Origin of the sequence: Roseomonas acroporae, from assembly GCF_023223525.1 — a bacterium.
Lineage (GTDB): Bacteria > Pseudomonadota > Alphaproteobacteria > Acetobacterales > Acetobacteraceae > Roseomonas_E > Roseomonas_E acroporae.
Window position 1 is genome coordinate 100,397 of sequence record NZ_JALPRX010000068.1, and the last position, 18,844, is coordinate 119,240.

Annotated in this window: 14 protein-coding genes; 9 read left to right on the top strand and 5 right to left on the bottom strand. The window is 74.1% G+C overall.

What is annotated here, in order from left to right:
- The first annotated feature begins 76 nt into the window (after positions 1–76).
- From M0638_RS15850 to M0638_RS15875, 6 genes are all read left to right on the top strand, one after another.
- Positions 77–2,935 (top strand): bifunctional diguanylate cyclase/phosphodiesterase, encoded by a 2,859-nt coding sequence (locus M0638_RS15850; protein ID WP_248667967.1) that lies wholly within the window; start codon positions 77–79, stop codon positions 2,933–2,935.
- A 176-nt stretch (positions 2,936–3,111) separates the two neighbouring features.
- Positions 3,112–3,993: a bifunctional DNA-formamidopyrimidine glycosylase/DNA-(apurinic or apyrimidinic site) lyase gene (gene mutM, locus M0638_RS15855; RefSeq protein WP_248667968.1), complete on the top strand. Its 882-nt coding sequence runs from the start codon at positions 3,112–3,114 to the stop codon at positions 3,991–3,993.
- Between the two features lie 168 nt (positions 3,994–4,161).
- Entirely contained in the window at positions 4,162–4,938 is a 777-nt protein-coding gene (locus tag M0638_RS15860) for an enoyl-CoA hydratase (RefSeq protein ID WP_248667969.1), read from the top strand.
- 225 nt (positions 4,939–5,163) lie between these two features.
- Positions 5,164–5,445 carry a 30S ribosomal protein S20 gene (gene rpsT / locus M0638_RS15865; RefSeq protein WP_248667970.1) on the top strand — a complete coding sequence of 94 codons (282 nt, stop codon included), beginning with the start codon at positions 5,164–5,166 and terminating at the stop codon, positions 5,443–5,445.
- Positions 5,446–5,997: 552 nt separating this feature from the next.
- Positions 5,998–7,464 (top strand): chromosomal replication initiator protein DnaA, encoded by a 1,467-nt coding sequence (dnaA, locus tag M0638_RS15870; RefSeq protein WP_248668000.1) that lies wholly within the window; start codon positions 5,998–6,000, stop codon positions 7,462–7,464.
- A gap of 700 nt (positions 7,465–8,164) precedes the next feature.
- Complete coding sequence (locus M0638_RS15875) at positions 8,165–9,421, top strand: NAD(P)/FAD-dependent oxidoreductase (protein WP_248667971.1); 1,257 nt, start codon at positions 8,165–8,167, stop codon at positions 9,419–9,421.
- A 334-nt stretch (positions 9,422–9,755) separates the two neighbouring features.
- Here the strand turns inward: M0638_RS15875 and M0638_RS15880 are convergent, their stop codons facing one another.
- From M0638_RS15880 to M0638_RS15895, 4 genes are all read right to left on the bottom strand, one after another.
- A complete protein-coding gene (locus M0638_RS15880; RefSeq protein WP_248667972.1) occupies positions 9,756–10,394 on the bottom strand; it encodes a LutC/YkgG family protein in 639 nt (212 codons plus the stop codon).
- Positions 10,391–11,827 (bottom strand): LutB/LldF family L-lactate oxidation iron-sulfur protein, encoded by a 1,437-nt coding sequence (locus M0638_RS15885; RefSeq protein WP_248667973.1) that lies wholly within the window; start codon positions 11,825–11,827, stop codon positions 10,391–10,393. The genes M0638_RS15880 and M0638_RS15885 overlap by 4 nt, the downstream gene beginning before the upstream one ends.
- A gap of 4 nt (positions 11,828–11,831) precedes the next feature.
- Positions 11,832–12,620, bottom strand: coding sequence for a (Fe-S)-binding protein (locus M0638_RS15890; RefSeq protein WP_248667974.1), 789 nt, complete (start codon positions 12,618–12,620; stop codon positions 11,832–11,834).
- Between the two features lie 445 nt (positions 12,621–13,065).
- Complete coding sequence (locus tag M0638_RS15895) at positions 13,066–14,766, bottom strand: L-lactate permease (RefSeq protein WP_248667975.1); 1,701 nt, start codon at positions 14,764–14,766, stop codon at positions 13,066–13,068.
- 470 nt (positions 14,767–15,236) lie between these two features.
- Between M0638_RS15895 and M0638_RS15900 the strand changes: the two genes are divergently transcribed.
- Positions 15,237–16,013: an FCD domain-containing protein gene (locus M0638_RS15900; protein ID WP_248667976.1), complete on the top strand. Its 777-nt coding sequence runs from the start codon at positions 15,237–15,239 to the stop codon at positions 16,011–16,013.
- A gap of 154 nt (positions 16,014–16,167) precedes the next feature.
- Entirely contained in the window at positions 16,168–16,650 is a 483-nt protein-coding gene (locus M0638_RS15905) for a DoxX family protein (protein ID WP_248667977.1), read from the top strand.
- A gap of 198 nt (positions 16,651–16,848) precedes the next feature.
- Here the strand turns inward: M0638_RS15905 and M0638_RS15910 are convergent, their stop codons facing one another.
- Positions 16,849–17,730 carry an HpcH/HpaI aldolase/citrate lyase family protein gene (locus M0638_RS15910; protein ID WP_248667978.1) on the bottom strand — a complete coding sequence of 294 codons (882 nt, stop codon included), beginning with the start codon at positions 17,728–17,730 and terminating at the stop codon, positions 16,849–16,851.
- A 274-nt stretch (positions 17,731–18,004) separates the two neighbouring features.
- On the opposite strand from M0638_RS15910, the gene M0638_RS15915 reads away from it, so the two are divergent.
- Entirely contained in the window at positions 18,005–18,823 is an 819-nt protein-coding gene (locus M0638_RS15915) for a GntR family transcriptional regulator (protein ID WP_248667979.1), read from the top strand.
- The last annotated feature ends 21 nt before the right edge of the window (positions 18,824–18,844 follow it).

Sequence of the window (18,844 nt, forward strand, 5' to 3'; positions counted from 1 at the left end):
GCCGGCCGCCCCTGCCACAGGAGAGGATCGGTCACGCTGAACAGGGTTCCCGCACGGCACGGAGTCCCGGGGTAGCATGGAGACCTCCGCGGCGACCGGGGCAGCGCCCCCGCGCAAGGCACCGCCGGGGCGGCGAGGCTCCGCCCGGCTGCTGGTCGCCTGCGGCGTGGCGCTGGCCCTCGCCGTGGCGGCGGGCACCTGCTGGCTGCTGGTCGACCTGCGCGCGCGCATGGCGCGGGACCAGCGCCAACGCCTTGCCAACCTGGCCCTGGTGCTGGCCGACCATGGCGAGCGCGCCTTCGAGGCGCTGACGCTGATCCAGGACGGGCTGATCGAGGCGGTGCGGGCCGCCGGCATCGAGAGCACCGCCGGCTTCGAGCAGGGCATGGCCGGCGTCGAGCTGCACCGCACCCTGCGCGACCGGATCGCCGGCCTGCCGGCGGTCGACGCGCTGACGCTGATCGGCAGCACCGGCCGGCTGCTCAACTTCTCCCGCTACTGGCCGATCCCCGGCGTCAGCGTCGCGGACCGCGACTACTTCCGCGCCCTGAGCGTGGACGGGGCGCCGTCCCTCTTCGTCAGCGAGCCGGTGCCGAACCGCGGGACCGGGACCATGACCATCTACGTCGCGCGCCGCGTCTCGGCGTCCGACGGCCGCTTCCTCGGCCTCGTGCTCGGGGCGATGGAGCTGCGCTACTTCGAGGAGTTCTACCGCTCGGTGGTCCCCACCCCGGCCACCGCGATCTCGCTCCTGCGCACCGACGGGCTGCTGCTCGCCAGCTATCCGCCGCGCCAGCCCGGGGCCCGCCTGCCCCGGGCGATCGAGCCCCTGCTGGAACGCTCCATCAGCGGCCCGCAGGTGGTCCGCCTCGCCGGCGACGCCGAGGGCAGCCCCGACGGCCAGGACCGCTTCGTGGCGGTGCGCGCCATGGCGCGCTTCCCGCTGGCCGTGCAGGTCGGCACCACGGTGGGCGCGGCGCTGTCGGGCTGGCGCCGCCAGGCGCCCTGGCTGGTGGCCGCGGCCGGGCTGCTGGAGCTGGGCATCGCCGGCATCGTCCTGCTCGGCGTGCGGCAGCTGCGCAGCCAGGCGCTGCTGGCCGAGGCCGATGCGGCGAGGTCCGCCTCGGCGCTGGCCCTGGCGCGCGAGCGCGAGAGCGCGGAGCGCGAGCGCCGCCGGCAGCACCGGCGCTTCGGCGTGGCGCTCGACAACATGAGCCAGGGCCTGTGCATGTTCGATGCCGACGGCCGGCTGCTGGTGATCAACCGCCGGCTCGCCGCGCTGCTCGGGCAGGAATGCGAGGCGCCGGATACCGGCAGCTGCGTCGGCGAGACGCTGGCCGGCCTCGTCGCGCGGATGGTGGCGGCGGGCCTCGCCGGCTCGGCCGACGCGGCGGCGCTGCAGGCGCGGCTGGGCGAGCTGGCGGCGCGGCGGCTGGCCGCCTCCTTCACCTGGTCGCTCGCCGATGGCCGTGCCTTCACGGTCGGCTTCCAGCCCATGGCCGCCGACGAGGCGTGGCCGGCGCGCGCGGCGGAGGCGGGCGAGGCGCGCGGCGGCTGGCTCGCCACCTTCGAGGACATCACCGAGCGCCGCCGCGCCGAGCAGCGGATCAGCCACATGGCGCGCCACGACGCCCTGACCAGCCTGCCCAACCGGCTGCTGCTGCGCGAGCGGCTGGAGGAGGCGGTGGCGCGCGCCCGGCAGGGCCGGCCCTGCGCCGTGCTCTGCCTCGACATCGACCACTTCAAGACGGTGAACGACACGCTGGGCCATGCCGCGGGCGACGCGCTGCTGCGCGGCATGGCGGCATGCCTGCGCCGCCATGCCGACGAGGACGCCGTGGTGGCGCGCCTCGGCGGCGACGAGTTCGCGGTGATCCAGTTCGGCGCCGACCAGCCGCGCCAGGCCGAGCGGCTCGCCGACCGGCTGCTGCGCGAGCTGGGCCAGCCCTTCGAGATCGCCGGCCGGCCGGTGGAGCGGAGCGTCAGCATCGGCATCGCCGTGGCGCCCGGCCATGGCGAGGACGGCGACCGGCTGCTGCGCAACGCCGACCTCGCCCTCTACCGCGCCAAGCTGGACGGGCGCGGCCGCGCCCGGCTGTTCGAGCCCGCGATGGACGCGCTGATGCAGGCGCGCCGGGCGCTGGAGCTCGACCTGCGCAAGGCGCTGCGGCAGGGCGAGTTCGAGCTGCACTACCAGCCGCTGGTGGACCTGCGCCGGCACCGCGTCAGCGGCTTCGAGGCGCTGCTGCGCTGGCGCCACCCCGAGCGCGGCCTGGTGCCGCCCGGCGAGTTCGTGCCGCTGGCCGAGGAGATCGGCCTGATCGCCCCGATCGGCGCCTGGGTGCTGGCCGAGGCCTGCGCCCAGGCGGCGCTCTGGCCGGAAGCGGTCCGGGTCTCGGTCAACCTCTCGCCCGCGCAATTCGGCCAGGGCGAGGCGCTGGTCGACACGGTGCGGGAGGCGCTCGCGCGCTCCGGCCTCGCCCCGTCCCGGCTGGAGCTCGAGATCACCGAGACCGTGCTGCTGCTCGACACCCACGAGACGCTGGTGACGCTGGGCGAGATCAAGGCGCTCGGCGTCGGCATCGTCATGGACGATTTCGGCACCGGCTACTCCTCGCTGGGCTACCTGCGCAAGTTCACCTTCGACAAGGTCAAGATCGACCAGTCCTTCGTGCGGGACCTCGGCCGGCGGGAGGATTGCGCCGCGATCGTGCGGGCCGTCACCAGCCTCTGCGACAGCCTCGGCATGTCCACCACCGCCGAGGGCGTGGAGGACGAGGCCCAGCTCGCCTACCTCACCGCCGAGGGCTGCACCGAGGCGCAGGGATACCTGTTCAGCCCGCCGCGGCCCGCGGCCGACGTGCCCGAGATGCTGCGCCTCTGCGGGGAGCGCGGCGACGCGCTCCTGACCCGCCTGGAGGCGGCCTCGGGCTGAGGCCGGGCCGGGGCGGGCCGAGGGGGGCCGAGGGGGCCCCAGGGGAGGCCAGGAGCCGCCCGGACGGCGCCGGCGGGGCGCGGCGCCCCCGCGGCCGGGCGGCATGCGGCCATGCGCGCCGCCGGGCCTGCCGGCCCCCCTGGCGCCGCGTCCCGGCTCCCACCATCTGGGCCGCCATGCCCGAGCTTCCCGAGGTCGAGACCGTGATGCGCGGCCTCGACGCCGTCCTGACCGGCCGCCGGATCCTGGCCGCCGACATCCGCCGCGAGGGGCTGCGCTGGCCCTTCCCCGAGGGCCTCGCCGCCCGCCTCGCCGGCGCCCGCGTGCTCGGCTTCCGCCGGCGCGGCAAGTACATGCTGATGCGCCTGTCCGGCGGCGACAGCGTGCTGGTGCATCTCGGCATGTCCGGCCGCATGGTGGCGCGCCCGGCCTCGCAGCGGGCCGACGCGCCGGTCGCGCACGAGCACCTGGCGATCGAGGTGGCGGGCGAGGACGGCGCCGAGGGGCTGCGCGTCGGCTTCGTCGATCCGCGCCGCTTCGGCTGCGTCGACCTCGTGCCCACCGCGGCGGAGGACGGCCACCGGCTGCTCGCCGGGATGGGGCCGGAGCCGCTGGAGGACGCCTTCACCCCCGCCGTGCTCGGCGCGGCGCTGGCGGGAAGGCGGACGCCGATCAAGGCGGCGCTGCTGGACCAGCGCGTGGTGGCGGGCCTGGGCAACATCTACGTGTGCGAGGCGCTGTTCCGCGCCGGCATCGCGCCGGAGCGGGAGGCGGCGACGGTGCCCGGCGCCCGGGCGAGGCGCCTCGTGCCGGAGATCAGGGCGGTGCTGCTGGAATCGATCGAGGCGGGCGGCTCCAGCCTGCGCGACTACGTGCGCGCGGATGGCGGGCTGGGCTTCTTCCAGGACCGCTTCCGGGTCTACGACCGCGAGGGGGAGCCCTGCGAGCGCTGCCCGAACCTCGCCGCCCCGCCGGGCACGCGGCCGCCCTGCCCCGGCGTGCGCCGGCTGGTGCAGGCGGGGCGCTCGACCTTCTTCTGTCCGCGCACGCAGCGCTGAGGCTTCTGCCCGCGCACGCAGCGCCGAGGCTTCTGTCCGCGCACGCAGCGCCGAGGCTTCTGCCCGCGCGGGCCGGCGCCGAGGCGGCCCCGGGGCACGCCCGCCCCTTCTGCCGTGCCGGTTCCTGCGCTAAGCCGGCCGGCATCGAATCGCGGGGAGACGGGCGAGATGGCCGAATACGGGATGATCCTGACCGAGGTGCAGGGCCGGGTCGGGCTGATCCGGCTCAACCGGCCGCAGGCGCTGAACGCGCTGTGCGACCAGCTCATGGCCGAGCTGGCCGACGCGCTGAAGGGGTTCGACAAGGACCCCGCCATCGCCGCCATCGTGCTGACCGGCAGCGACAAGGCCTTCGCCGCCGGCGCCGACATCAAGGAGATGCAGCACCGCACCTATCCGGAGGTCTACTTCGACGACTGGATCGGCGAACGCTGGGAGGCCGTGCTCACCGTGCGCAAGCCGGTGATCGCGGCGGTGGCGGGCTTCGCGCTCGGCGGCGGCTGCGAGGTCGCGATGATGTGCGACATCATCCTGGCCGCCGACAACGCGAAGTTCGGCCAGCCGGAGATCAGGCTGGGCGTCATCCCCGGCGCCGGCGGCTCGCAGCGGCTGACGCGCGCGGTCGGCAAGTCCAAGGCGATGGAGATGGTGCTGACCGGGCGGATGATGGACGCCGCCGAGGCGGAGCGCGCCAACCTCGTCTCCCGCATCGTGCCGCTGGCCGACCTGGTCGCCGAGGCGGTGAAGCTCGGCGAGACGATCGGCACCATGTCGGCGCCCGCCGTCGCCATCGCCAAGGACGCGGTGAACGCGGCCTTCGAGACCTCGCTGACCGAGGGCGTGCGCTACGAGCGGCGGGTGTTCCTGTCGCTGTTCGGCACCGAGGGGCAGAAGGAGGGCATGGCGGCCTTCGTGGAGAAGCGCAAGCCCGCCTTCCGGCGCTGAACGCGGCGGCGCGCGGCCCCGGCCCGCGCCGGACGCCGGCCTGCCGCCTTGACTCGCGGGGGATGGGGGGCCTAGAACCCCCGCCTTCCACTGGGGCGGCCCACTGGGGGACGGCCCACTGGGGGCGGCCCACCGGGGCGGCCATCCGTCCGTCCCGGCCGGGCATCGGCGCGCCGAGCGCCCCGGCCTTGTCCATTGCCCGAGATCTGGTCCGAACAAGACGTCATGGCGAATACGGCTTCCGCGCGCAAGCGCATCCGGCAGACCGAGAAGCGCACCGCCCGCAACCGCGCGCGGCGCTCCCGTACCCGCACCTTCCTCCGCAAGGTCGAGGAGGCGATCGTCGGCGGCGACAAGTCGCAGGCCGACGCCGCCTTCCGCGCGGCCCAGCCCGAGCTGCACCGCGCCGCCACCAAGGGCGTGTTCCACCGCAACATGGTGGCCCGCAAGCTGGCGCGCCTGACCGCCCGCATCAAGGCGCTCGGCGCGGCGACGCCCGCGGCCTGAGCTTCCGGACCGGTTCGATTCGGCCCTGACGGCGGGTGCTCCGGCACCCGCCGCGGGGTCGGCGTGCGTCCGGCCGTGTTGCGGCGTGACCGCAACATCGCCGGGCATCGCCTTGCCATCGCGCGATCTTCTTGCGCCGTGGCACGGCCCGCCCCTAGCATCGGCGGGCCGGCGATCAGCAGGCTGGCAACCGGCCCTCGGCGACATGATCCGCATGCCAACCGCGCCGTTCCGTACCCACGGGACGCGGCAGCCCCGGCATTGCGCATCGCGTCCCGATGACGGCGGCGGCAATCCCTCGCCCTGGGCCTTCGCCCTGGGCCCCCGCCCACGGGCGGGGACGGGTGGCGGAACCGAAGCGGCCCTCGGCGCGCTGGGCGTGCCCTCGTCCGCCTCGCGGTCCGCCTCGTGCCTTTGGCCGTGCCTTCCGGCGCCCCGGCGCGGGAAGGACAGAGCGGCCGCCGGCGGCACGGCCGGGCGGGCGAACCGCCGGGCCCTGCGCTGGCGGTATCATGAACGGCCGAACGGCCATGCGGGGTGGTACACGTCGCCATGGAGAACCAGCTCGACGCGGCTTCATCGCAGCTCGGCCCGCAGATCATCGAAAGCTGGTCCCGGGTGCGCGGCCGGCTGCGCGACGAGGTCGGCGAGGTGGAGTACCGCACCTGGCTGCGCCAGATGACCCTGGCCGGCGTGGAGGGCGACGAGGCGGTGGTGGTGCTGCCCAGCCGCTTCCTGCGCGACTGGGTGCGCGACCAGTACGGCGACCGGCTGCGCGCCCTCTGGCAGGCCGAGCACCAGGGCATCCGCCGCATCGACATCCGCGTCTCGCCCGAGACACGTCCCGCCGCCTTCGCCGCGGCCGCGCCGCCGCAGGACGCCGCGCGGGAACCGGCGGCGGAACCGGTCGCCGCACCGGCGGCCGCACCGGCCGCTTCTGCTCCCGTCGTCGCCGCGCCGGAGCGCGCGCGCCCGGCCGAGTCGCGCGCCGAGCCCTCGCCCGCGCTCGACCCGCGCTTCACCTTCGACACCTTCGTGGTGGGCAAGCCCAACGAGTTCGCGCATGCCTGCGCGCGGCGCGTCGCCGAGCGGCCCGCCTCGCCGGGCTTCAACCCGCTGTTCCTCTACGGCGGCGTCGGCCTCGGCAAGACGCACCTGATGCACGCCATCGCCTGGACGATCCGCGAGAGCGATCCCTCGCGCACCGTCTCCTACATGTCGGCCGAGAAGTTCATGTACCGCTTCATCGCGGCGCTGCGCTCGCAGAGCACGATGGAGTTCAAGGAGAGCCTGCGCTCGGTCGACGTGCTGATGATCGACGACCTGCAATTCCTGATCGGCAAGGACAACACGCAGGAGGAGTTCTTCCACACCTTCAACGCGCTGGTGGATGCCGGCAAGCAGATCGTCGTCTCCTCCGACAAGCCGCCCTCGGACCTCGCGGGCATCGAGGACCGGCTGCGCACGCGGCTCGGCTGCGGCATGGTGGCCGACATCCACGCGACGACCTACGAGCTGCGGCTCTCGATCCTGGAGAGCAAGGCGGCCGGGGCGGGCGTCGCCGTGCCGTCCAAGGTGCTGGAGTTCCTGGCGCACCGCATCACCAGCAACGTGCGCGAACTGGAAGGCGCGCTGAACCGGCTGATCGCGCACGCCAACCTGTTCGGGCGCTCGATCACGCTGGAGGGCGCGCAGGAGGTGCTGCACGACATCCTGCGCGCGCACGACCGGCGGGTGACGATCGAGGAGATCCAGAAGCGCGTCGCCGAGCACTACCACATCCGGCTGACCGACATGTCCTCGGCGCGGCGCGCGCGCAACGTGGCGCGGCCGCGGCAGGTGGCGATGTATCTCGCCAAGCAGCTCACCGCGCGCTCCCTGCCCGAGATCGGCCGGCGCTTCGGCAACCGCGACCACACCACGGTGATGCATGCCGTCTCGCGCGTCGCCGAGCTGATGCAGCAGGATTCCGCCTTCGCCGAGGATGTGGAGCTGCTGCGGCGCATGCTGGAGACCTGAGCGGGGCGGCCGCCGGGTGCGCGCCATGCCGCTCGGCACCGAGGCGCTGCCGGATGTGGCGCGGGGGATGCTGACGGCCGGGCCGGCGGTGCGGTAGCGGCGGGCCGGTCACCTGGCGGCCGGCATGGCGCCGCCGGCGTCACCGCGGAAGCGGGGTGCCGGAGCGGCGCTAGAGCCGATCCAGCCTGACTGTATCAGGCCGGAACGGCTCTAGCCTTTTGATTTTTCGCATTTTCCGAGCCGCTGAGCGAGGACGCTCAGCTTGAAAATGCTCTAAGGGGAATGCTGCGGGCCGGGCCTGTCTTCCCGGCGGCTACGGGTTCACCACGTGGGTTTCCGACTCTGCCAGCGCACGTCACCAGCGCGTTTCCGCGCCGCCGCAGCAGAGGCAGTATACACGAGCAAGGCTTACCAATTCGTTTACGAATCGGCCCGGCTTCGCATCGTGTCGCAGGCCGGGGCGGATCGCTGCCGTGCCGGGGCCTCGCCGCGGCGCCCTTCCCGCGGCACGGATCCGGGCCGCCGGACGTCGCGTCCCTCGACGATCCGCATGCCGGCGCCGCCCGTGGCGCGGGACTTGCCTGATCCGCCCGTGCCTGCCACCCCTGGCCATGCCGCGCGACGACCGGATCGCTGCCCAGGCCCTTGCCGGCGGCGCGAAGGCAAGCCCGGGCGATGCCCGGGCGGATGACGGGAAAGGATGACGGAGCCGATGCAGGCGGATGTGGTGGTTCTCGGCGGGGGCATCGTCGGCGTCTCGGCGGCGGTGCACCTGCAGAAGCGCGGCCGGCAGGTGGCGCTGCTCGACCGGCGCGCGCCGGGCGAGGAGACCTCCTTCGGCAATGCCGGGCTGATCCAGCGCGAATGCGTCTTCCCGCGCGCCTTCCCGCGCGAGGTGTTCGATCTCGCGCGCATCGCGCGCAATGGCTCGATCGACGCCTACTACCACCTCTCGGCGCTGCCGGCCCTGGCCGGGCCGCTCTACCGCTACTGGCGGGAGTCGGCGCCGGACCGCTACGCCGAGATCGTGCTGCACTACAGCAGACTGATCGCCACCTGCACCGACGAGCACCTGGCGCTGGCGGGCGAGGCGGGGGCGATGGACCTGCTGCGCCACACGGGCTGGATGCAGTTGCACAGCGAAGCGGCGACGCTGGAGCGCGAACTGGCGCATGCCGAGGTGGCGAAGCGCGACTTCGCGGTGAACTACACGGTGCTCGACCCCGCGACCCTCGCCGCCGCGGAACCCGCGCTGCGCGAGGGCTTCGCCGGGGCGCTGCACTGGACCGATCCCTACGCGGTGATCGACCCGCACGGGCTGACCATGGCCTATCTCGGCCTGTTCGAGCGGCTGGGCGGCAAGGTCTTCCTGGGCGACGCGGCCACGCTGGCGCGCGACGGCGCGGGCTGGACGGTGCGGACGCGGGCCGGGGCGCTGCGCGCGCGCGAGGCGGTGGTGGCGCTCGGCGCCTGGTCGGGCAAGGTGACGGCGCCGCTCGGCTACGACCCGCCGCTGTTCGGCAAGCGCGGCTACCACATGCACTACGGCATGCGGGGCAACGCGGTGCTGAACCACCCGGTGCTGGACGTGGCGAACGGCTACATGCTGGTGCCGATGCGCGCCGGGGTGCGGCTGACCACGGGGGCGGAATTCGCGACGCTCGACTCGCCGCCGACGCCGGTGCAGCTCGGGCGCGCGGAGCCGAAGGCGCGCGCGCTGCTGCCGCAGCTCGGCGAGCGGCTGGACCCGAAGCCGTGGATGGGGACGCGGCCCTGCACGCCGGACATGATGCCGATCGTCGGCGCGGCGCCGGGGCAGCCGGGGCTGTGGTTCGACTTCGGCCACGCGCACCAGGGGCTGACGCTGGGGCCGACCACGGGGCGGTTGCTGGCGGAGATGATGACGGGGGAGGAGCCGTTCCTGGACCCGGTGCCGTATCGGGCGGATCGGTTCTAGAGCATTTTCAAGCTGAGCGTCCTCGCTCAGCGGCTCGGAAAATGCGAAAAATCAAAAGGCTGGAGCCGTTCCGGCCTGATACAGTCAGGCTGGATCGGTTCTAGCGGCAGGCGCGGGGGGATCGGGGCGCTGCCCCGAACCCCGCCAGGGGCTTTGCCCCTGGACCCCACCAAAGGGCGAAGCCCCTTTGGAAACCCCTTATCGGGAAAGGCATCCGGGCTGTTGAAACACCCGGCCCAAACGAACGGAGGTCCAGGAGGGCCTCGCCCTCCTGGTGGATGGGTCCAGGGAAGGCGAAGCCTTCCCTGGTGGGGTCCGGGGCGAAGCCCCGAAGTCACCCCACCAGCACGACGTGCAGGAAGCGCGGCCCGTGCGCCCCGCGCACGTAGCTGCCCTCGATGTCGGTGGTGCCGCTCGCCCCGGTAACGAGGTTGGCGTTGCGCGGCGCCGGGTCGGACAGGGCCGCGTAGTCCTCCAGGTAGGGCAGGATGCGCGGCGCCTGGAGCACGGCGATGTGGTGCAGCGGCAGGAAGTGGTTCAGCACGGCGGTGTCGGCGCCCGAGTGGAAGACCAGCGTGCCGGTCTCGGCGATCCCCCAGAGCGCCTGGCCGAGCGCCGCCGCCTCGTCCGGCCGCGCGGTGTCGCGCAGGGCGTAGCCGGCCCAGTCCAGGGCGCGCAATTCGGGGTCCGGCTGCAGGGCCAGGGCGTGGGGCAGGCCGTGCGCGTCGAGGTAGCGGGCGACGGCGGCGGGGAGCGCGCCGAGGGCGGCGATGCGCTCGAGCGTGGCGCCGACCTTGGGCGAGACGACGCGCAGGGCGAAGGCCTCCACCGGGTCCGGCACCGGCAGGGCGGGGCGGATCGCCGCGGGGTCGGCCAGCAGCGCGGCGGCCTCGGCGGCGATGGCGGCGGGGTCCGGGCGGCGGCGGCCGAGGGCGGCGCGGACGGAGTCCAGGATGGTCTCGCGGGTGCTCATGGCTGCCTCCCCCCTTGGCGCTCGCGGTCGCGCAGCTGCTCCATGAAGGTGCGGCCGGCGGGGGCGGGCATGTCGCGGTAGGCGGTCCAGCTTTTCGCCAATGGCAGGCTGGCGATCCAGCCGCCGCGCCGGAACAGGCGCATGGCGCGGACGGCAACGGCCGAGCCGAGGCGGTAGAGCCGGGGGCGCTCGGCGACGAAGCGCCAGAGGCCGAGGCCGGTGCGCATGGCCTGGGGCACCAGCCCTTCCTTCCAGCTCCGGTCGCGCCAGCCGCGCAGCAGGGTGGGCAGCGGGATGGAGACGGGGCAGACCTCCTGGCAGCGGCCGTTCAGCGTGCAGGCGTGCGGCAGGTCCTTCGCCTTCTCCACGCCTTCGAGGGCCGGCGTCAGCACCGCGCCCATCGGGCCGGGATAGGTGGCGCCGTAGGCGTGGCCGCCGATCTGGCGGTACACCACGCAGTGGTTCATGCAGGCGCCGCAGCGGATGCAGCGCAGCATCTCGCGCAGACCGTGATCGGCGAGCATGCGCGAGCGGCCGTTGTCCACGAGGACGATGTGGAATTCCTCCGGCCCGTCGCGGTCGCCGGCGCGCCTCGGGCCGGTGTGGAAGGTGGTGTACTGGGTGAGGTCGGCGCCTGTCGCGGAGCGGACGAGCAGGCGCAGCATCGCCATGGCGTGCGCCATGGAGGGCACCAGCTTCTCGATGCCGGCGGTGACGATGTGCACGCGCGGCGGCGTGGTGGTCAGCTCCGCATTGCCCTCGTTGGTGACGGTGCAGACGGCGCCGCTGTCGGCGAGCAGGAAATTGGCGCCGGAGATGCCGACATCGGCGTTCATGAAGCGGTCGCGCAGCTCGCGGCGGGCGCTTTCCACCATCGCCTCCACCTCCTCGACCTTGTGCGGGTCGCGGTGGGCGGCCTTGAACAGTTCCGAGACCTGCTCGCGCGTCTTGTGCAGGGCGGGCCAGATGATGTGCGAGGGGGTCTCGCCGGCGAGCTGGATGATGTGCTCGGCGAGGTCGGTCTCGACGCGCTCGATGCCAGCCTCGGCCAGGGCATGCGGCAGGCCGATCTCCTCGCCCAGCATGGACTTGGCGCGCGTCACGCTGCGCGCCCCGGCCGCGCGGCAGAGGCGGATGACGATGGCGCAGGCCTCGTCGGCATCCTTCGCCCAGTGGATGTGCGCGCCGCTGGCCAGCGCGTTGCGCTCGAACTGCTCCAGGTAGTGATCGAGGTTGGCGACGACGTGGTTCTTGATCGCGGTGCCGCGGCGGCGGGCCTCGGCGAATTCGGGAAAGTCCACCAGGGCTGCGGCGCGCTTGCGCTCGGCGGTGACGGTGGTGCGGTCGATCGCGAGCTTGAGGGTGGCGTCGCCCAGGGCGCGGGTGACGTCCTCCTTGAAGACATGGACCTTGTCGGCGTGGGTGGCGGCCATCGCGTCAGCCCTCCTCGCCGATGGCGGGCCCGTCGCCCATGCCGGCCAGCACCTCGGCCGTGTGGAAGGCGCGCACCCGGCTGCCGCGCCGGTGCAGCGCGCCCGCCATGTTCATCAGGCAGCCGAGGTCGCCGCCGAGCAGCAGGTCCGCGCCGGTCGCCTCGATGGCGGCGGCCTTCTCGCCGACGATGGCGTTGCTGATCGCGGGATACTTGACGCAGAAGGTGCCGCCGAAGCCGCAGCACACGTCGTTGCCGGCGAGCGGGCGCATCTCCAGCCCGTCCACCTCGCGCAGCAGGGCGCGGGGCTGGGCCAGCACGCCCAGCTCGCGCAGGCCGGAGCAGGAATCGTGGTAGGTGGCGCTGGCCGCGAGCGCCACGCCTTCCGGGCGCCAGCCGCGTACGTCGACGAGGAAGCTGAGCAGCTCGTGGGTGCGGGCGGCGAGGGCCTCGGCGCGGCGGCGCCAGGCGGGGTCGTCGGCCAGGGCCTCGCGGTAGTGCGACCGGATCATGCCGGCGCAGGAGCCGGAGGGGACGACGACGTGGTCGTAGCCCTCGAACGCCGCGATCACGCGGCGGGCCAGGGCGGCGCCGCCCGCCGTGTCGCCGCTGTTGAAGGCGGGCTGGCCGCAGCAGGTCTGGGCGCGCGGCACCTCCACCGCGCAGCCGGCCTGCTCCAGCAATTGCAGCGCGGCGAAGCCGAGGCGCGGGCGGATGGCGTCGGCGAGGCAGGTGACGAACAGCGCGACGCGCGGACGGTCTCCGCGGGGCGGCGCTTCCCGTGGGTCGGGCATGGTTGTCGTTGTCCCTCGGAGGCGGAAGGAAGAAAGAAAGGCCAGGGGGCGAAGCCCCCCTGGAACCCCCCGTTTCGATTCAGGCCTCGGCGGCTGGGCCGCGCGGGCATGAAACCCAACGGGGGGTCCGGGGGGCTTCGCCCCCGGCGGGGTTCGAAGGGGCGGCGCCCCTCGCCGGAGGGGCTCGGGGCGGGCGGGGCCCGCCCCCCGGGTGGAGGCGGGGGGGGGGGGAGGGGGGGGCCGCCCCCCCGGGGGGGAGGGCACGGCCTGCCCCGACCCCCGCCTCGATCAGCGGGGGGGGGGGGGGGGGGCCCCCCCCCCGGCGGGGTTCGAAGGGGCGGCGCCCCTCGCCGGAGGGGCTCGGGGAGGGCGGAGCCCTCCCCGCTGATCGAGGCGGGGTTCGGGGAAGGCGGAGCCCTCCCCGCCGGTGGGGCGGCCTACCCCCTCAGGGCACCATCGCGGTGAAGGGCCACACATAGGCCTGGAGCATGATCAGCAGGCCCACCAGCACGGCGAGGGCGATGGAGTGGGGGAAGACGTAGCGCAGGATCGCCTTCTCCTGCCCGTACCACTTGGTGGCGGTGGAGGCGACGACGATGCTCTGCGCATCGACCATCTTGCCCATCACGCCGCCCGCCGAGTTGGCCGCCGCCATCAGCACCGGCGAGAGGCCGAGCTGCTGCGCGGTGACGCGCTGGAGGCCGCCGAACAGCACGTTGGAGGCGGTGTCCGAGCCCGTCAGCGCGACGCCGAGCCAGCCGAGCAGCGTGCCGAAGAGCGGGTAGATCCAGCCGGTCTGCGCGAAGGCGAGGCCGAGCGTCGCGTCGGTGCCGGAGTAGCGGGTGACGAAGCCGAGGGCGAGCATGGCGGCGATCGTCATCAGCGAGTAGCGGATGGCGTAGAAGGTGCGGCCGTAGGACTTGAGCAGCGCGACCGGGCCGTAGCCCATGATGAAGCCCGAGACCACGGCGGCGAGCAGGATGCCGGAGCCGGTGGCGGAGAGCAGGTTCAGCACGTACACGGCCGGCTCGGTGTGCGCCGTCGCCACCACGGGCGGCATCTTGGTGACCATGTTGTGCAGCCCGGCCACCGGGATGCGCCAGATCCAGAGGCTGTCGAGCCACGCCTTCATCTGCGGCACGCCCCAGGCGAAGACGCAGACGGAGAGGATCAGCCAGGGCAGCCAGGCGCGGAACACCTCGCCGGAGGTATGCTTGCGGCCCGGCACGTAGTCCTCGATGGGCTGCTCCACCGCGGCGGCGCCGAGGGAGCGGGCGCCGGTGGCGGGCACGCCCTCGTGCCGGTCGCGCGTGGTGGAGAGCCACAGCTCCTTCGGGTGCCAGATGCGCAGGAAGCCGGCGAGGCAGAGCATGGAGACGATCGCCGCCACCACGTCCACCAGCCACGGGCCGTGGAAGTTGGAGACGGCGTACTGCGGGATGGCGAAGGAGACGCCGCAGACCAGCAGCGCCGGCCAGACCTGCCACATGCCGCGCCAGCCGGCGAAGGCGACGATCAGCCAGAAGGGCACGATCAGCGAGAAGAAGGGAAGCTGCCGGCCGATCATGCCGGAGAGCTGGAGCAGGTCGAGGCCCGTGACGGCGGCCAGCGCGATCACCGGCGAGCCGAGCGCGCCGTAGGCCACGGGCGCGGTGTTGGCGATCAGCGACAGGCCCGAGGCCGCGAGCGGCGAGAAGCCGAGGCCGATCAGCATCGCGCCGGTGACGGCGACCGGCGTGCCGAAGCCCGCGGCACCCTCGAAGAAGGCGCCGAAGGCGAAGGCGATGAACAGCAGCTGCAGCCGCCGGTCCCTGGTGATCCCGGCGATGCTGTCGCGCAGGATGGTGAACTGCCCCTTCTCCTCCGTCAGCCGGTAGAGGAAGATGACGTTCAGGATGATCCAGCCGATCGGCAGCAGCCCGTAGGCGGCGCCGTAGATCGCGGTCATCCCCGCCATGCCGGCCGGCATGCCGAAGCCGACGATGGCGACGACGAGCGCCACCAGCAGGCCGAGGGCCGCCGCGACATGCGCGCTGATGCCGGCCAGCCCGATGGCGCCGAGCAGCACGACGATCGGGATGCCCGCGAGCAGCGTGGACAGCCACATGTTGTTCATGGGGTCGTAGATCTGCGACCAGGTCGCCACGACGTCACTCCTCCTTCCGCGCGGGCTTCCCGGCGCTTCGTCCGGGCCGCGAGACGCGCCGGCTTCATCCCGGCCGGGCTGCGGGCGGCAGGATGCGCCCGCACGGGGCACGGCGCATCGACATCGGAGGAGGGAGGCGGATCACCGTCACGCGATACACCGTGGCCGTCCGGAGGACGGCGGAGGTGCCGAGGCCTGGTGATGCTGTCCGTTCCCTCCGCTGGCGGCTCGGCCGCCCGGACTTGCCGGGCGGCGGGCCGTTTCGTTCCGCGGTCAAGGTTTGGTAAAACTATTTTACCATGACCGTCAAACGGAAAAATCCATTGTCAACGCCGGCCGCCCCGGTCAGGCTCCGCCACCGGGAAACGTTCCAGGCCCGGCAGACCCCTGCCGCCGAAGAAGCCTGGCCGGCCCCCGCCGACAGACGACTTGGCCGACAGGACGTGACCGACCAGCCTGGGAAACGCCGGATGACCACCCCACCCCGCCCGGGACGAACCGCGGCGACGGTTGCCCGCCACATCGAGGACCTGATCCGCGAGGGCTCGCTGCGCCCCGGCGAGAAGCTGCTGCCGGAGCGCGAGGTGGCCGAGCGGCTCGCCGTCTCCCGCCCGACGCTGCGCGAGGGGATCGGCCTGCTGGAGAGCAAGGGGCTGCTGATCGGCGAGCCGGGCGGGGCGACGCGCGTCGCCCCGCTCGGCGCCGCGATGACCGACCCGCTGGTGACGCTGCTCGCCGAGCGGGTGGAGACCACCTACGACTACCTGGAGTTCCGCGAGATCATCGAGGGCTCGGCGGCGCGGCTGGCGGCGGAGCGGGCGACCGAGGTCGACCTCGACACGCTGCGCCGCTGCCTCGACCGGATGACCGAGGCGCACGGCAAGGCCGACCCGACCGACGAGGCCGCCGCCGACGTGGAGCTGCACGTCGCCATCTACGAGGCGACGCACAACGTGGTGCTGCTGCACATCATGCGCGCCCTGGCGCAGATGCTGCGCGCCAACGTGTTCTACAGCCGCGAGAAGCTCTATTCCCGCCCCGAGGTGCGCGACCTGCTGTTCGCGCAGCACCGCGCCATCCACGACGCCATCCTGGCGCGCGACGCGGCGGGCGCGCAGCACGCGGCCGAGCGGCACATCGGCTTCACCCACGCGGCGCTCAAGCAGATACGCGACGCCGAGGCGCGGCTGGAGACCTCGCTGCGGCGCATCGGCAGCGGGCGGATCGGGGCCGAGGGCGAGGGGTGACGGCAGACGCGCGGCGACGCGAGACGACATCTGGCGCGCGGCGACGCGAGACGATGCCCCGGCATGGTTCGAGATGCCGAATGACCTGGATCAACGCGGCGCGCCCGGACCGGGCCGAGGATTCGGGCATCGCACCCTGATGGGAACAGCCGCCATGTCGTCCGGCCTCGTCTCCGCCCCCTCCCCTTCCGTCGCCCTGCCGGCCGGCGGATCGTGGCTGCGTCAATTGATCGGCCCCGCGGTGCTGCCGCGGCGCTTCGACCTCGCCGACAACATGAACGTGCTGCGCATCGTGCTCGGCCTGCTCTACGTGCCGCACATCCTCTACAAGCTGGCGGCGCTCGGCCCCTCGATGGCGTTCTTCACCAGGGCCGGGCTGGTGCCCGCGCCGTTCTTCCTCGGCCTCTCGCTCGTCGTCGAGACGCTGGCCGCCGTCGGGCTGGTCAGCGGGCTGTACACACGCTGGATCGGGCTGCTGTCGGCGGGCGCCATGGCGGTCGCCGCCTACGCCACCATCGCCACCAAGGGGATGGGCTGGCTGTGGAACCTCGGCGGCGTCGAGTACCTGGCTCTCTGGGGCCTGATCTCGCTGCTGCTGGCGGCCGATGCCTGGCGCAAGGCCGAGGCCGGGCGGTAGAGCGTTCCCGGGCCGGGTGACCTCGCACGGGGACCCGGCAAGCACGAGGCATCGACAGGCCGGCGCCGCTTCGGCCCGGCCGCCACGACCGCCGCGTCGCGGCCGGGCCTTCCCGGCGGGCAACGGCCCGCCGGGAAGCCGCGCATCGCCGCGGCCCGATGCCGGGCGGGCAGCCCGCTCCCGGCGCCGGCGGGAACGTCACCCGCCGGCCATCGCCAGGATCTCCTCGGCGCGGCGCACCACGGGCGGGTCCACCATGCGCCCGTCCAGCTCGAAGGCGCCGCGCCCCTCGGCGCGGGCGGCGGCGTCGCCCGCCATCACGCGGCGGGCCCAGTCGATCTCCTCGGGCGTCGGCGCGTGCGCCTCGTTCAGCACCGCCACCTGCGAGGGATGCACCACCAGCGCGCCGCGGAAGCCGAGCCGGCGGGAGCGGCGCACCGTCTCGCGGAACGCCTCGATGTCGCCATAGGCGCCGATGCTGCCGACGAAGCCGAGCGGCAGCACCCCGGCCGCGCGCGCGGCGCAGAGCACGGCCATGTTGGGGCCGAGCAGCGTGTCCGTCTCCGGCACGCCGCCGAGCGAGGCGGCGAAGTCCTCGGGGCCCAGAGTCATCGCGGCGATGCGCGGATGCGCGCCGGCGATGGCGGGCAGGCGGAACAGCGCGGCGGGCGTCTCCACCTGCAGCACCAGGCGGATGCCGCCGGGCGGCAGGCCGCGCTCGGCCTCCAGCTCGGCCACGGCGTCGGCCACCTCGCGCACGAAGCCGGCATCCTCCACCTTGGGCAGCACCAGCGCGGCGAGGCCGGGCACCACCGCCGCCTCCAGGTCCGGCGCCAGGGCGCGGATGCCGTGGTTCACCCGCACCATGGCGGCGGCGCCGGAGCGGCCGACCGCGGCGATCGAGTCGGCCAGCCGGGCGCGGGCCGCCGGCTTCTCCGCGCGCGGCACCGCGTCCTCCAGGTCGAGGATGACCGCGTCGGCGCCGCGCTCGTGCGCCTTGGCGATGAAGCGTTCCACATGGGCCGGCACGAAGAGCAGGGAGCGCCAGCGCGGCGGTTTGGCGTCGGCGGTTGCGGTCACGTCGGCTTTCCTCCGTCATCCGTATGCCGCGCGTCGATGGCGACGGCGCGTGCGGCCGGCGCAGCCTGACCGAAGCCGCCCCGGCTTGCCAGCGCCCCGTCCTGCTGTGCCCCGTCTTGCTGCGCCCCGTCTCGCCTGCGCCCCGTCTTCGGCGCCCCATCTTCGGCGCCCCGTCTTGCTGTGCCCCGTCCGGCGGCGCGCCGGGCGGGAAAGAGTTTGCCGCGGGCGCCGCTTCGCCGTTTGCGTCCAGGCTGCCATTTGCTATGGCAAGGGGATGGTTGTCAGCGCGGCCGACCGTCTCGAACCCTTCACCGTCGACGACACGCTCTCGCTGACCGAGCGCGCCTACCGGCGGTTGCGCGACTCCATCGCCGACGGCACCCTGCCGGCCGGCAGCCGCATCTCCGAGCGCTCCCTCGCCGGCGCCCTCGGCATCTCCGCCCAGCCGGTGCGCGAGGCGCTGCGCCGGCTGGAGGCGGAAGGGATCGTGCTGACCCTGCCGCGCCGCGGCACCGTCGTCGCCGAGTTCGGCCCGGAGCGGCTGGTCGAGCTGGGCCGGCTGCGCACCGCGCTGGAGGGTGCCGCCGCGGCGCTGGCCGCGCAGCGCGCCACGCCCGAGGACCTGACGAAGCTGGAAGCCTGCCTCGGCGTCATGCGCTCGGCAACCGAGCGCGGCGACACGGAGGCGCTGGCCGAGGCGAACGAGCGGTTCCACGCGCTGCTGCATGCCGCCACCGGCAGCATCTTCCTGGCGCGCTCGCTGGCCACACTCTGGGCCTTCGGCCATGTCGGCCGCCTGCGCACCCTGCGCAGCAGCCCGCAGGAGCCGGGGCGGGCGCTGCGCGAGCATGCCGGCGTGCTCGACGCGATGCGCCAGCGCGACCCGGACCTCGCCGAATCGCGCATGCGCGAGCATGTCCGCCGCTCGCAGCTGGAAAGCGGCATGTTCCGCGACCTGACGCAGCCCGGGGGACCGCAGCCCGCGATGGCCGCGTCGCCCGCGCGGGATGCGGCGGGCGGACCAGGGCAGGGACCAGGGCAGGAGCAGGGGCAGAGGCGGGGCGTCGAAGGACGGATGCGCGAGGAGGCGTAGGGCCGCCTGCCGCCCCGGGCC